This window comes from Chitinophaga pollutisoli, assembly GCF_038396755.1.
Classification (GTDB): domain Bacteria; phylum Bacteroidota; class Bacteroidia; order Chitinophagales; family Chitinophagaceae; genus Chitinophaga; species Chitinophaga pollutisoli.
Genome location: NZ_CP149822.1, coordinates 5,617,137 through 5,632,202, shown reverse-complemented (window position 1 = coordinate 5,632,202; position 15,066 = coordinate 5,617,137). Strand labels below are relative to the sequence as shown.

The following is a 15,066-nucleotide window of genomic DNA, read 5'->3' as shown; positions in this document are numbered from 1 at the left end:
GGTTTTTACTTCCAGTAATTGGTTTGGATGAGTTTGGGATTAAGGCTGAGCGCTGCGCGGGAAACAGGCCAGTAGATGGCGCCGTTGTCCACATCCGCCTGCGAGAGGCCGGTGAATTCAGGCACTTTGCCGAAGGTCACCAGGTCGTACCACAGCCATCCTTCGCCGATGAGCTCGCGGCGGCGTTCCTGGAAGATTTCATCCAGCAGCTGCTCTTCCGAAACAGTATTGAGCACCGGCGTGAGGTTGCGGTTGCCGCGGCGGTCGTTCAGCAGGGTGAGCGCGCCGGAGAAGTTACCCGTCCGCAGCTGGCATTCGGCCTGGAGCAGCAACAGTTCTTCGTAACGGAAAACCACGATGGCGGAATTGAAGAACCGCAGCGTGGGGTTCTTCACCGCGTCGTTCAGCATCTTGATCTTGTAGAACATGGGCTGCATGGAACCCATATCGGTGAAGAAGGTCGTCAGGCGAAGGTCTGAAGCCAGCGGGAAGATATTGAGGATACTGTCTTTCGTCACGTAGATCTCCGCTTCCTTCTTGGCTACGTCCGGCGCGCGGAGCGTCCAGTTTTCAATCTGCCCCGTCGTCGAAATCTCCGCGTGGTCGAAGTTCATATCCAGCTGGAAAATGTTTTCGTTCCTGCGGCCGCGGAATGTACCGGCGTTGCTTACCAGGTCGGTAACGCTTACGGTGCCGTAACCGGTTTTGCTGCCGTTGTCGCGGATCACCTGGATGGCGGCCAGCGCGCCTTCATAATCCTTCTGCCATGCCCGGATGTGCGCCTGCAGCGTGAACCCTGCGCCTTTGGTGGCCAGGATGCTGCGCCAGTGGCTGATGCCCTGACCGCGGTAGTTGCCGGTCTGCTCCGGATGGGTACCGTCGAACTGCCAGGGCAGTTTCGCGATGGCGTTCGTGGCTTCGTTGAAAGCGAATTCCAGCACTTCGTTCTGGGGCGTACGTGGAAGGGTGGCAAAATCGCCCTGGCCCACTTCGGTGATCAGAGGCACATCGCCCCAAACGCGCACCATGTAGAAATAAGTGAACGCGCGGATGTAACGCACCTGCGCGAGGTCCAGCTCCATTTCCGTTTTGGAATAACGCTCGTCCTGCGCCGGGATGCCCGGCAGCTTGGCGATGGCCAGGTTGCACTGGGCAATGGTGGCGTAGAACTTGCGCCAGTCGCGCCAGGTATCCATCGTCACATAGTTCGAGGTGAGCCTGTTGTCGCGCACGGCCTGGAGGTCGCCACGCTTGGTAATGGTGAATTGTCCGGCTCGCAGCTCACCGTGCGACCAGTACGCGTTTTCGTTGCACATGGCGGCGCGCAGCAGCCCGTAGCAGGCGAAGCTGCCTGCCCACGCGTCGTTCTTCGTCGCCCACATATTCTCCTCCGTCACAGCACGGGTGCTTTCGATGTCCAGCATGTTTTTGCAGGACGTCCAGCCGGCGGCCATCATTACAACGAGGCCGCCTATCCATATTTTTCGCATGAGATTGCTTTTTTGCATTAGAACTGTAAGTTGAAGCCCATCGTAAAGCTCTTGGGCTGCGCCCAGTTGTATCCGCCCTGGTCGTACCCGAAATAGCTGAATGCTTCGGGATCCCCGCCGCGGTAACGCGTCCAGGTCAGCAGGTTGTTGCCGGTAACATAAAGGCGCAGCATTTGCATCCCGCGGTCTTTCAGCCAGGCGCTGCGGAAGTTATAGGTGAAAGTCACCGAGCGCAGACGCACGTATGATGCATCTTCCAGGAAAAGCGTCTGGTTCGTCTGATAAGGGCTCACGGCGCTCCAGGGATTGTAGCGGGGAATGCGGTCGAGATCGCCTTCCGGCTCCGCCCAATAGAATACTTCCTTCACGGCGCCGATATCGTCCGCACCTTCCCGGTTCGCGAAATCGAAACGCGCGGCGAGGTTTTCATTGATCAGTTTGCGGCCGAAAGCATAGCTGAGCAGGAAGTTCAGCTCCAGGTTGCGGTAACGGATCGTGTTGGCCCATCCGCCCTGTACTTTCGGGTTGTGGGAGCCTTCCATGATGCGGTCGTTATCGTCGATCACGTTATCGCCGTTCTGGTCTACCCAATGCGGATCGCCGCCTTTCATGGCGATACCCTGGTAAGTCATGCCCGCGGGAACGTCCGCATCCGTGGCATAAATGCCTTCGTTTTGCAGCAGCCAGAAGCGGTCCACGGGTTTGCCCACCTCGAACCGGCGGTTGCCGAGCACCACGGATTGCTGCCCGCCGGGGAGCGCCATCAGCTGGCTGCGGTTGAAGGAAGCGTTCAATGCGGAAGACCATCCGAGGTCTTTCTGTTGGATAATATTCGCTTCCAACGTGAGCTCCACACCGGAATTGCGGATATCCATCCCGTTCTGCCACATGCCGGAATACCCGTATTCCTGGGTCACGGGCACTTTCAGCAGCATGTCGCGGTCGGTGCGGGCGTACACGTCCACCGAAGCGCGGACGCGGTCCTTCATGAAACCGAAATCCAGGCCGCCGTTGATCTGGTCGGTATAGGCCCAGCCGATGCCCGGGGCAACGTAGCCCAGTTCATATGCGGCGTTGAGCACGGGGTAAGCGTTGTAGGTCGACAGGTTGGGGGTTCCCTCCCATCCTACTTCCACGTTATATACCGGTCCTCCATTATAATAGTCGAGCGAGAAGAGCTTGCCCATGCGGCCCGCGCTGCCGCGGAGGCGCAAGGTGCTGAGGGTTTTGGAATCCTTCAGGAAGTTTTCTCTTGAAATGTTCCAGGAAGCCGTGGCGGTGGGGAACATCTTCCAGCGGTTCTCTTCAGTTACGTTGGAGCTGCCATCCTGCCGCAGGTACAGGCTTACGCTGTATTTGTCCTTATAATCGTACCCGATGTTCCCGTAAAAGCTGGCCAGCGCCGCGCGGATGCGGTCTTTGAAATTGGCCGTGAGGCGCAGGTTGTGCGAGCCGTTGTTGGGATCGCCGGGGCTACTGGGCTGATAAATCTTGATGTAATCGCTCTTGCCGCGGTAAGCCTTGCCGTACATGTAACGCCAGCGGTCCCACTGGTTATATTGCCCCGCGGTAACCACCAGGCGGTGATGCTTGCCGAGGTAGCGGTTGTATTCCACCGAATTATCCAGCGTCATGCGGGTTTGCAGGCCGTCGAAGTTGTTGGCGAAGTTGTTCCCGTCGTTCACCGTGCTCGGGATAAACAGGTCGCGGAAATTCTGGCCGTAATCGATGGAAAAACGGGAGTTGAATTTGAAGTGCCGGGAGAAGGTGTATGTCAGGTTGTTCAACACGCGTACATTGGTATTGCGGTTGCGGTCCACGCCTTCATCAAGATAATTGTAGTATTCGTCCAGCAGCGATTTGTTCGGGGACGGCGGACGGTCGAGGTTGAGGATGTAATCCTGGTCGCCCATCCGGTCGCGCAGCGACTGGTTGCGCTTGCGGTTGATCATGCCCGCGCTGAGGTAAGTGCTCCAGTCGAGGCGTTTCACCGGGGTGATGTTGATCCCGAAGTTCACGTTGTAGCGGCGCATGAGGGTATTGTCTTGCCCCTGGAGGGTCGACTGCCCTACGCCGAACCGGAAGCTGGCCAGGCGGGTGCCGCCGCTGACGCCGGCGTGCAGGCCAGACATGAACCCGTTGCGGTAATAAGCTTCATCCCAGTCCGCCGCTCCATAATATTGCTTGTTGGTGGAATCGGCGAGGTATGCCGGGAAGCTGCGGTATTGTTCCGCGGTGGCGTATTTGTCGTAGAACGGCAGGCGGAAGTCGCGCTCCCAGCGGCCGTTGATTACTTTGAGGGTAGGTTTGAGGGAAAGGCCCGCATAGCCGTTTACTTCCACGCGGAGCTCGCCGGTGCGGGGCCCGCGGGTGGAGATTTCGATGACCCCTGCGGAAGCGGCAGGACCGTATTTCGCGGTGGCGCCGGCGTCTTTGAGGACGGAAATGCTGCGGATATCGTTCACATCAATGAAAGCGAGGGGATCGATCTCGGAACCGATGCGGTTGAAATCGAAGCGCTGGATGTCGTACGCAAACGCGTGATCGTACTGGAGGGGCATGCCATCCACCACGTAAAGGGGTTGCGCGGCGAAGATGTCGCCGTTCTTCAGGAGCAGGCCGGAGGCGCCGCGGATGAAGAGGGCGTTGCGTTTGCCGGGTTCGGCGCTCGGAATGCGGACGTCCACTCCGGTGGCGCGGCCTGCCAGAACGGAGTTGATCCCGATATAGGGCAGTTTGCGCGCCTGATCGAGATCCGGGGATGAAGTGGCGCCCAGCTGGCGGAGCATCATTTCCGTATTCCGGATATAACCGGCAGAGTCGAGACTGGAAACCGGGAGTTGCTTGAGCCGCTCGGTGGCATCATTGGAGACGGACTTGGTGCTGTCCGACTTGCTGAAGACCTTTTTCTGAGCGGCGGCGCCGGTTCCCATCAGCAACAGCGCGAGCAGGAATGCCTGCTTTTTGCGGGTACATGGGTAGAAATATGTCATATGGAGCAATTGGTTTTTAAAATAGAATTCCCCTGCCCGCCTTTGCGAAGCAATGGCAGGATACGGCAAAGCAATGCCTGGACGGGCTGTTTGGCCGTCATGGGTAATGTATGCCGTCTAGGTTACTGATGATAGATACGAGTGGACCCTCTGGTGCGTACCGGTTAAACCCTCCGGCGTCTCCATCTCCGTAGTGGCAGGCGCGGGTTGGCGCGCATGCGTTGCTGATACATCCTCATTTCGATTTAGGTGCCGGCGGTAAACCGTTCAGGGGGTTATCCGAAGCTGCGGATCAATCTGGCCGCTGGAGTAAAAATGTGCATGTTTTAAACGTGGTTTGAATTATGAAGGGATAATCATCCAATCTTCCGGAAAACGATCTGCGCGATATACAAGTTGGAATGAAGATACATCGGCGAAATATTCCCGTCAAGCATGGAGGGCATTTTGCATACAAATTAAACATCAAATGTTAAAGTTTCTTAAAAATCTGGCAAAATCACATAACACTTGATCAGAATGACAGTTTAAAAGTATTTAAAAGTCTTTATTTTACCTGTATTTTCAGTATTATTTTAATGTTAACGAAAGATTTTTGAACAGGATGAAAGAATAGATAAATTTCACGTCCGTTTTTCAGTCGAAGGAAATCGATTTCATTTTGAAATTTAGTGGGAAAGAAAGAATCGTCAACCGCTGAACCACTATACAGCAAAGGATTTCCACGATTAAAGCATATAATGATCGCATATGAAAGTGGAAAATCGATAAGCGTTATAAATACACCCTACTCTTTGCTAAATCTTACCGGCGGCGGGTTACAGCGAAATCGTATTCATCAAAATAATACCAAGTTTATGCAATCGAGTACCATAAAAATTTTCCGCGGGCTTGTCCGGATTTATTGCGCTGCGGGCACTATATTGAAAAACAATGCAAGCCATGAAAAAATTTATGCTCCTCATCCGGGAAGATTTGTCGCGCCTCGCTGAAATGACCGAAGCCGAGCTTCAGGCCGATATCGCGGAAATGACCGCCTGGGCGGAAGAACTCGCCGCTAAAGGGCACCTCCTGTCCGGCGAACCACTCGAACCGGAAACCCGTTATGTGCGCAAAAATCACATCGCGTCCGACGGGCCTTTCGCCGAAGCCCGCGAATCCATCTCCGGCTACTTCCTTATCGAAGCCGAAGACCTCGACCATGCCGCCCGCATCGCCGCCAGCTGTCCGCCGCTCATGGAAAACAAAATCGCCATAGAAGTCCGACCTTTGATGATCTATGCCTGATGCGGCCGACATATCGCTAAACGCCCTCCTGCAGCGGCTCTACCGCCAATGCTTCGGGAAAATGACCGGTCACCTCCTGTTTATGGACGCCTCATTGACCCTGGCCGACGCGGAAGACATGGTGCAGGAGGCGTTCACATCCGCGGCGGCCACCTGGCCCCGCCAGCTCCCCGATCAGCCGGAAGCCTGGCTGTACGGGGCCGTGCGCAACATGAGCAGGCGGCGCCAGGCCCGGAAGCCGCCCGTCATCCCGCTTACCCACCTCCCCGCCGCCCCCGCGCCGGAAGCTCCTCCGGCCAATGGCGATCTCGAACTGCTCCGGCTCCTCTTCGCCTGCATGCATGCGAAATTCCCGCCCAAAGTGCAGCTCATCACCGCGCTGCGGTATGTTTTCAGCCTGCAGGTGCAACAGATCGGCGAGCTGCTCGGCATGGAGGCGGACAGCATTTCGAAAGTCCTGTACCGCCAACGCCAACAACTACGCGCGGGCGACATTGCCTTCCGGTCGGGTTTTGTGTGGTGGAGCGCCGAAAAAGTGCAGCTGGCCCTGAAAGCGTTGTATATCATTTTCACCGAAGGCTGGAAAATAATGGACGAGCCCCTCTGCGAAGACGCCCTCAGCCTCACCCGCGAAACCATCCGCCGGGCGCGCGTTTGCGTCCACGACGCCAAAGCCCTGTATGCGCTCATGCTCTTCCAGCTTTCGCGGTGGAACACACGCACCGGCCCTGCCGGCGAGCTGCTGGAGTTGGAGCACCAAAACCGCGCCGCCTGGAACCACGACATGATCCGCGTGGGCACCGGCTATCTCAAGCAAGCGGCGGCTACCAGCACCGAAAGCCCTTATCACTTCGAAGCGTCCATCGCGTACTTCCATGCCACGGCCCCTTCGTTCGCCGCCACGCCCTGGCTGCAGATCGCGGGATTGTACCGGCAGCTGGCGGCCCTGGCGCCTTCGCCTTTCGTTACACTCAATCATGCCATTGCATTGCATTTCGCGGGGCAAACGCGCGCCGCTTTGGAAATGCTCGCCCTGCTCGGAATGGACCCGTTCATGCAGCATCATCATTTGCTGCATGCCGCGCTGGCACGGATACACACCGATCTCGGCAACCCGCCTGCCGCACTGCTGCATTATCGCAAGGCTTTGCATGGCAAGCCAACGCCGGGCGAAGCTGCGTTTATCCGCACCCGCATTGCGGCGATCCTCGGTGCGAGCGCATAGGCGCGATGCTCCCGGCATTCCCCGAAACTTCCGCCTGATCGCTCATTACCGCAGCGATGGCATCCGCCAAAGCGGGAAAAAATCTTTTTTTCGCCGCTCTGATCCCCGGAAAAAACACGCGCCCCGCCTCTCATTTAATTGCGCCACTCCGCCAACGCACCGACATTTCGATATACGCGAGTAACCCCGGGCGCGCTCACGAATATGACACTCAAACGCGCCGTGCGCTTGATTCAAGTAAAAGTTGAGGCGCTCATAGCCTTTGCAGATCAGCGTTTTATACTAAATAAAGCCGAAAAACCAATACCCGCGCGGATTTTTATTTATTCACTGTGTCTAACATTTTTTTCTGTTGTGCCGCGGCCCATTATTTTTGCACCATGCAACGCTTCCAGCACCAATCCGTAGTTATCACAGGCGCCACGTCCGGCATCGGCAAGGCGCTCGCCCTCGCTTTCCTCCGTGCAGGCGCAAACGTATCTGTATGCGGCCGTAAGGAGGATACCCTCCGCGCCCTGCAGGCCGAAGCGCCCGCACTGCATGTTTTCAGGGCGGATGTGAGCCGCGAGGAGGATTGCCAGGCTTTTATCGAAAGCGTGCTGGAAAAGTTCGGGAAAATCGATGTGCTCATCAACAACGCAGGCATCAGCATGCGCGCCCTCTTCCGGGACGCTACGCCCGATGTGCTCAAAACGTTGATGGACATTAACTTCTGGGGCACGGTATATTGCACCAAATACGCCCTGCCGTCTATCCTCGCCCAAAAAGGCACCGTGGTAGGCGTGAGCAGCATCGCGGGGTACCGCGGATTGCCGGGCAGAACAGGCTATTCCGCCTCTAAGTTCGCCATGCAGGGGTTCCTCGAAGCACTGCGGACGGAAAATCTCCATACAGGCGTGAACGTGATGTGGGTATGCCCGGGATTTACCGCCTCCAATATCCGGAACACCGCGCTGGACAAAAGCGGCCACTCACAACAGGAAACCCCGCTGGACGAAGGCAGCCTCATGAGCGCAGACACCGTTGCCGCACACACGCTCAACGCTATCGCCAAACGAAAACGGACGCTGGTTTTGACATCGCAGGGAAAGCTCACCGTTTGGCTAAGCAAACTGCTCCCCGGACTGACGGACAAACTGGTCTTCAACCACTTCCGGAAAGAACCCGGTTCGCCCCTCTCCTGACGAGTCTGGCCCCGCTTTTGCACCATTTTACAATTATTCCTTTTTTTAATCATTGCACTGAAATAATGCCTTTCTTTGCAGGGACCAAACCCCCTGTTACAGAAAGAGCTTCGGTTGAACTCATTATGCCCATCGTTACGCTGACATCAGACATTGGATTGCAGGATTACCTGACAGGCGCTATAAAAGGCCTGCTGCTGCAACATTGTCCAAATGCCCAGGTCGTGGACATCTCGCACCACATCTCGCCCTTCAACCTGCCGCAGGCCACCTACATCTGCCGCAGCGCTTTCCGTTACTTCCCGGCAGATACATGCCACCTCGTGCTCAACAACCTGTTCGACCGCAAGACCGACTTCATCTTGCTGGCGCGCCACCAGGGGCAGTACATTTGTAGTGCAGACAACGGCCTGCTCACCATGATCGCCGGCGGCATGCCGGAAGAAGTGCACCGCATTTCCCTCGCTTCGCTGGAAACACGCAATACCCTCGGGATCGTGACCGTTATGGCCCAGTCCCTGGCCCGCCTCTTCGGCGGCGAAACGCCCGCGCAGATCGGAACACCGGCTACGGACATCGTTGTCAAGAACAACCTGCAACCGCTTACCGGGGAAGATTATATCGAAGGGCAGATCCTCCACATCGACAACTTCGAGAACGTGGTGGTCAACATCACACGCGAGCAATTCCATGCCCAGCGCAACGGGCGCCGCTTCGCCATCTTCTTCCGCCGCGACGAGATGATCACCCATCTCAGCGAAACCTACGCCGACGTGGCCGAGGGCCAGAAGCTCGCGCTCTTCAACGCCGCCGGATACCTGGAAATCGCCGTGAACAAGGGCAATGCCGCGGGGCTGTTTGGCCTGCAGGGCTTCAGAAGAGATCAGCTGCAGCAGGGGGCTTACCAACAACTGTCTTTCTACCAGACCGTCAGAATCCTCTTCGAATGATGATCCGAATCGTACAACTCACCTTCGCCGACGCGCATTGCGCCGCGTTCGAAGCCCTTTTCGAAACCCTCCGCAACGATATCCGCCATTTTCCCGGATGCTCCCATCTCGAACTCTGGAAAGACCGCTCCCGGCCCGGCGTTTATTGCACCTACAGCACCTGGTCCGACCCTGACGCCCTCGACGCCTATCGCCACTCCGACTTGTTTGCCAAAACATGGTCTACCATAAAACCGTGGTTCTCAGCTAAACCCGACGCCTGGAGCCTCGACCGCATCGCGTCCGCAAACTTGTGAATATGTTAAAATATTTATAAAAAGTTAAAACTGTACCGGCGGTTACCTTAATTGCTTAGATTTTCTATTTTTGTCGGAATTATCTAAAATCGACTTATGCATTTTAACAGGATTAATAACATTACAGGCTGGATCGTGTGTATTATCGCCTGTATTGTTTATTTAATGACTATGGAAGCCACGGGAAGCCTGTGGGATTGCGGCGAGTTCATTTCCGCGGCCTATAAAGTTCAGGTTCCCCACCCTCCCGGCGCACCCTTGTTCGTGCTGATCGGCAGGATCTTCACCTTGCCCTTCACGCCCGGAACCGCGGGCCTCGGCATCAATATCATGAGCGCCCTCTCCAGCGGATTCACCATCCTGTTCCTTTTCTGGACCATCACCCACTTCGCGCGCCGCATCTATACCCAGAACGGCGCGGAGCTGACCAACACCCAGCTCATCGTGGTAATGGGCGCCGGCGCCGTTGGTGCGCTGGCTTACACATTTTCCGATTCTTTCTGGTTCTCCGCCGTGGAAGGCGAAGTATACGCCATGTCCTCCCTCTTCACCGCCGTGGTTTTCTGGGCGATGCTGAAATGGGAACACGCGGCAGACACCGAAACCGGCGACCGCTGGATCGTGCTTATCGCTTACCTGATGGGGCTTTCCATCGGCGTCCACCTGCTCAACCTGCTGACCATCCCGGCCATGGTGCTGATCTGGTACTTCAAGAAAAGCAAGCAAATCTCCGGCTGGGGTGCTTTCTGGGCTTTCGTGATCGGCTGCCTCATCACCGGCGCCTTGCAGAAGTTCGTGATCCAGGATACCATTAAAGTAGCCGGCATGATGGACGTTTACTTCGTGAACTCCCTCAGCCTGCCCTTCTTCTCCGGTTTCACCTTCTACTTCATCGGCATCCTCGCGCTGCTGGTGATCGGTTACTTCAAACCGAAAGTCGGCATTTACGCCCCCCTCATCCTCATCGCCACCGTACTGCTCATTCCCGCCTTCCCCGAAGGTTCCAGCGGCGCGGCCCGGGTAGCCAGGATCGTTTTCGCCGTAGCCGTACTGGCCATTCCGTACCTCGTACAGGCTTTCGGTTCCAAAATCGACTACAACAAGCTGAAATATCCCGTTCAGCTCGTCAACTCCTGCATCTTCTTCCTTCTCATGGGTTACTCCACCTACATCACCACCATGATCCGCTCTTCGGCCAACCCGACGGTGGACATGTACAATGTAGACAACCCCGTATCCCTCGTGGGTTACCTCGGCCGCGAACAGTACGGCGACTTCCCGCTGATCTACGGCCAGGTGTTCACCGCCCGCCCTACGGAATACAAGGAAACCAATAACGTATACGCCCGTTCCGGCGACAAATACATCGTGGCCGGCAAAAAACAGGTGCCGGTTTACGCACCCGCCGATATGATGCTGTTCCCCCGCGTGTGGGACGCATCCAACGACCAGGGGCATGCCGATTACTACAAGGCGTTCCTCGGCCTGGCGGATGGCGAAAAACCATCCTTCGGCGACAACATCAAGTTCTTCCTCGGTTACCAGGTATGGCACATGTACATCCGCTACTTTGGATGGAACTTCATCGGTAAACAAAACGACACCCAGGGCTTCGGCAACCCGCGCGACGGCAACATGCTCTCCGGCATCACACCGCTGGACAACATCTTCCTCGGCGACCAATCCGCCATGCCCGACAGCCTCAAGAACAACAAAGCCCACAATACCTTCTTCTTCCTGCCTTTCCTCCTCGGCGTGATCGGATTCCTCTTCCATTACAGCCGCCACCGGAAAGACGCGCTGATCGCGGGGCTCCTGTTCTTCTTCACCGGCCTCGCCATCGTGCTTTACCTCAACCAGGCCGGCAACCAGCCGCGTGAACGTGACTACGCCTACGTAGGTTCCTTCTACGCCTTCGCCATCTGGATCGGCCTCGGCGTGATGAGCATCTTCACCTTCTTCGAAAAACGCAAACTGCCCGCCGCCGCGGTACTCGCCGTTGTGATCGGCCTCCTCGCCGCCCCCGTGCTCATGGCGCAGCAAGGCTGGGACGATCACGACCGTTCCAAAAAAGTAATCGCGCGCGACGTCGCCAAAGATTACCTCGAATCCTGCGCGCCCAACGCCATCCTCTTCACCGTGGGCGACAACGATACCTATCCGCTCTGGTATGCCCAGGAAGTGGAAGGCATCCGCACGGATATCCGCGTAATCAACCTGAGCCTGCTCGGCGTGGACTGGTACATCGACCAGGCCCGCAACGCCACCAACCAGAGCCCGGCCATTCCCATGACGCTCAAGCCTGAACAATACCGCGGCGAAAACCGCAACTACCTGATGTTCTACGACAACGGGAAAGTGCCGCAAGACCGCTTCTACAACCTGAAAGAAGTGATCGCGTTCCTCGGCGACGAAAGCCCCGGCGCCAAGGTTCCCCTGCAAACCGGTGAAAGCGTGAACTACCTGCCCACGCAGAAACTGTTCATCCCGGTAGACAAAGCAGCCGTGCTGGCCAACGGAACGGTTGACCCCGACGACAGCGTACGCATCGAAGCGCAGGTTCCCTTCCAGATCAGCAAACAAATGATCTTCAAGAACGACCTCGCCGTGTACGACATCATCGCCACCAACGAATGGAAACGCCCGATCTACTTCACTTCGCCGGTAGACCTAGGTTTCAACGACTTCCTGTCGGTTGAAGGCATGACCTACCGCCTGGTGCCCACCCGCCGCAACACGCCCGACCAGATGCTGCCCGGCCTGAACGACCAGGTAAACACCCGCCGCGCGTTCAACACCATCATGGACAAATTCCAGTATGGCAGCGTAAACGTACCGGGCGTCTACTTCGACGAGCCCAACCGCCGCATGCTCCAAACCCTCCGCAACGCCCACACCAAAGTGGCCGTAGCGCTGGTAAATGAAGGCAAGAAAGATAAAGCCCTCACGATCCTCGACCGTCAGGACACTATGTTCCTCCCCGGCAATATGCCTTACGCGATGACCTCGCCCGGCAATATGCACAACCTCTGGAGCATGGAAATCGTGTACGCCTATTATATGGCAGGCAACGCGAAGAAGGCCCAGGACATCTCCAGCCAGATCATCAAAGACCTGGATCAGCAAATGCGCTACTACCGCGCCCTGCCAGCTTCCAAGTTCACCAACGACCTGCAGGACGACGCCCGCCGCGCTGAACAGTTCAAATCCATGCTGCAGCAATGGCAGCAACAGTTCGGGGCCGACAGCGCCAAACAAATCGAGGGCGGCCAGCAATTCGGCAATCCCCCGCTCCCGCCGCGGATTCGCAACAAGGCAAATAGCTATTTACCCACATAAAAAAGCCGGTTGACATATCGTCAACCGGCTTTTTTATGTGCATGCCGTTTCAGATTAATTCATTTCATCAGCTGCCACCGGGCTGCCATTAACCCTGCGCACGCGGGCAGCAAGTCGTTCAAAAAGTTGAAGGAAAAGAAGCGTTCTATTGGGTAAGGGCATTAAAAAACGCCGGACACATTGCCCGGCGTTCCTGAAACTAACTGAAAATCTTATAATTTCTCGATCATTGCGCGAACGTTTCTCACGCCTTCGGCGATCTCGGGCCAGTTGCGCTCCCAGTGGTATTCATACTCGGCGCTGAAAACGCCTTTGAAGTTTTGCTTCTTCAGTTCCGCCAGCACGCCTTCTACATTGCACACGCCCGTTCCCCAGGGAACATCGTGGCCTTTGGGGCTTTTCTCATGAAGATCTTTAATGTGCAGGCTGAACACTTTGCCGTTCAGCTTCTGAAGGCATTCCACCGGGTCGAGGCCGGAACGCACCCAATGGCCGATGTCCGCGCAGGCGCCCATGTACTTGCTGCGGCCGTTGATAGCGCTCAGTACACTGTCGGGATGCCAGTAGTGGCTCGGTTTGGGGTGGTCGTGGATCGCTACCTTGATTTTGTATTCGTCGGCCAGGCGGCTCACCACGTCCAGGTCCTTTACTTTCGGTTCCGAGGTGATGATCTGGATGCCCATCGCTTTGGCGAATTCGAACATCTGTTTCCACTCTTCCTCACCGTTCGGCGAAACAACGCCGAATGCCACGAGGGTTTTCTTTTTCTGTTTGAAAAGGTCTTTCACCTGCTGGCGTTTGGCCGCATCCATTTTGAAATCCATTTTTCCTTCGATGCCGCCGCCGATGGTTTGTCCGTTGTAGCACTCCACATATTGAAGTTTGGCGGAATCCAGCCTATCGAGGGCTTCGGAAAGGGTAAAAAGCCTGAATGAATACGCCTGGGCGCCGAGCTTCCAGCCGAGTTTGGCTTCCTTCTTCTGTGCCAGGGCCGGCTGGGCGAACAACGCTGCGGCAACTCCCAGCGCCACCAGCGATTTGCGAATTGAGATCATAGACGTGTATTTTAAAATGACCGTTATATGCGTACAAAGTACACGGTATGATCCAGATTTACAAGCGGTTGCGGACAAACGGTTGTATTTCGCCATATGATACCGTCATGACAAACGATTGCGTGTCCTGATTTTCCGTAATTTAGTTGACTATGAGAGGGTTTATATTTACCCGTTTTAACCCGTCAGACGATGGGCAGCCATCCTTCGAGAAGCTGCTGGACGTATTCACCCAGCTGCTGACGTACACCAGCGGCGACGTTTCCGAGGCGCTGCAATGGATGACCGAGCTCGACAAGGAATTCCAGATCACCAGCGAGGAATACGGGCTGGGGGATTTCATACAGGATCTGAAAGACAAGGGTTATATCCGGGACAATGAAGAAGAAGGGACGATCTCCATCACTGCCAAAACGGAGCAAACGATCCGCAAGCGGGCGCTGGAAGAGATTTTCGGGAAACTGAAAAAATCCCGCATCGGGGACCACAATATCCGCAAATCGGGGCAGGGCGACGAACAGAATGCCGAAACACGGCCTTACGCCTTCGGCGACGCGCTCGAACAAATCGATATGACGGCTTCCATCCGTAACGCCCAGATCAATCATGGCATAGAGGTGTTTTCCATGCAGCAGGACGACCTGGAGATCCGGGAAACGGATTTCAAGACACAGACGTCCACCGTGCTCATGATCGACATTTCGCATTCCATGATCCTGTACGGGGAAGACAGGATCACGCCGGCCAAGAAAGTAGCCATGGCACTGAGCGAGCTCATCACCACGCGGTACCCGAAAGACACGCTGGACATTATCGTTTTCGGTAACGACGCCTGGCAGATCGAGATCAAAGACCTGCCCTACCTCCAGGTGGGCCCGTTCCACACCAATACGGTGGCGGGGCTGGAACTGGCGATGGACATCCTGCGGCGCAGGCGCAATCCCAACAAGCAGATCTTCATGATCACCGACGGGAAGCCGACCTGCCTCAAACAGGGGAAACAATATTATAAAAACAGCTTCGGGCTCGACAGGAAGATCCTCAACAGGACCCTCAACCTCGCGGCCCAATGTAAAAAGCTGAAGATTCCCATCACCACATTCATGGTAGCCACGGACCCCTGGCTGCAGCAATTCGTCAACGAATTCACGGAAACCAATAACGGTAAAGCATTTTTTTCCGGGACCGACAACCTGGGACAGTTCCTGTTCCACGATTTCGAAAACGGAAAAAGGAAAAAGTTATAA

Annotated in this window: 10 protein-coding genes; 7 read left to right on the top strand and 3 right to left on the bottom strand. The window is 56.0% G+C overall.

All coding sequences use genetic code 11. The features are described from left to right. Nucleotides 1–5: 5 nt before the first annotated feature. Both WJU16_RS23975 and WJU16_RS23970 read right to left on the bottom strand, forming a co-directional pair. Nucleotides 6–1,490: a RagB/SusD family nutrient uptake outer membrane protein gene (locus WJU16_RS23975; protein WP_341835885.1), complete on the bottom strand. Its 1,485-nt coding sequence runs from the start codon at nucleotides 1,488–1,490 to the stop codon at nucleotides 6–8. 17 nt (nucleotides 1,491–1,507) lie between these two features. Continuing rightward, nucleotides 1,508–4,483: a SusC/RagA family TonB-linked outer membrane protein gene (locus tag WJU16_RS23970; RefSeq protein ID WP_341835884.1), complete on the bottom strand. Its 2,976-nt coding sequence runs from the start codon at nucleotides 4,481–4,483 to the stop codon at nucleotides 1,508–1,510. Between the two features lie 942 nt (nucleotides 4,484–5,425). Here WJU16_RS23970 and WJU16_RS23965 point away from each other — a divergent pair. From WJU16_RS23965 to WJU16_RS23940, 6 genes are all read left to right on the top strand, one after another. After that, nucleotides 5,426–5,770 carry a YciI family protein gene (locus tag WJU16_RS23965; RefSeq protein WP_341835883.1) on the top strand — a complete coding sequence of 115 codons (345 nt, stop codon included), beginning with the start codon at nucleotides 5,426–5,428 and terminating at the stop codon, nucleotides 5,768–5,770. Beyond that, a complete protein-coding gene (locus WJU16_RS23960) occupies nucleotides 5,763–6,995 on the top strand; it encodes a DUF6596 domain-containing protein (RefSeq protein WP_341835882.1) in 1,233 nt (410 codons plus the stop codon). Before WJU16_RS23965 ends, WJU16_RS23960 begins: the two co-directional genes overlap by 8 nt. A gap of 380 nt (nucleotides 6,996–7,375) precedes the next feature. Then, entirely contained in the window at nucleotides 7,376–8,179 is an 804-nt protein-coding gene (locus tag WJU16_RS23955) for an SDR family oxidoreductase (RefSeq protein ID WP_341835881.1), read from the top strand. 125 nt (nucleotides 8,180–8,304) lie between these two features. Then, complete coding sequence (locus WJU16_RS23950; RefSeq protein ID WP_341835880.1) at nucleotides 8,305–9,129, top strand: SAM-dependent chlorinase/fluorinase; 825 nt, start codon at nucleotides 8,305–8,307, stop codon at nucleotides 9,127–9,129. Further along, nucleotides 9,126–9,425, top strand: a complete 300-nt coding sequence (locus tag WJU16_RS23945; protein WP_341835879.1) for an antibiotic biosynthesis monooxygenase family protein — start codon at nucleotides 9,126–9,128, stop codon at nucleotides 9,423–9,425. Before WJU16_RS23950 ends, WJU16_RS23945 begins: the two co-directional genes overlap by 4 nt. A 171-nt stretch (nucleotides 9,426–9,596) precedes the next feature. Further along, complete coding sequence (locus tag WJU16_RS23940; RefSeq protein WP_341835878.1) at nucleotides 9,597–12,764, top strand: protein O-mannosyl-transferase family; 3,168 nt, start codon at nucleotides 9,597–9,599, stop codon at nucleotides 12,762–12,764. A gap of 212 nt (nucleotides 12,765–12,976) precedes the next feature. On the opposite strand, the gene WJU16_RS23935 is transcribed toward WJU16_RS23940, so the two are convergent. Further along, on the bottom strand, nucleotides 12,977–13,819 hold the full coding sequence (locus WJU16_RS23935; protein WP_341835877.1) for a sugar phosphate isomerase/epimerase: 843 nt from the start codon (nucleotides 13,817–13,819) through the stop codon (nucleotides 12,977–12,979). A 152-nt stretch (nucleotides 13,820–13,971) separates the two neighbouring features. Between WJU16_RS23935 and WJU16_RS23930 the strand changes: the two genes are divergently transcribed. Continuing rightward, nucleotides 13,972–15,066 carry a VWA domain-containing protein gene (locus WJU16_RS23930; protein ID WP_298715767.1) on the top strand — a complete coding sequence of 365 codons (1,095 nt, stop codon included), beginning with the start codon at nucleotides 13,972–13,974 and terminating at the stop codon, nucleotides 15,064–15,066.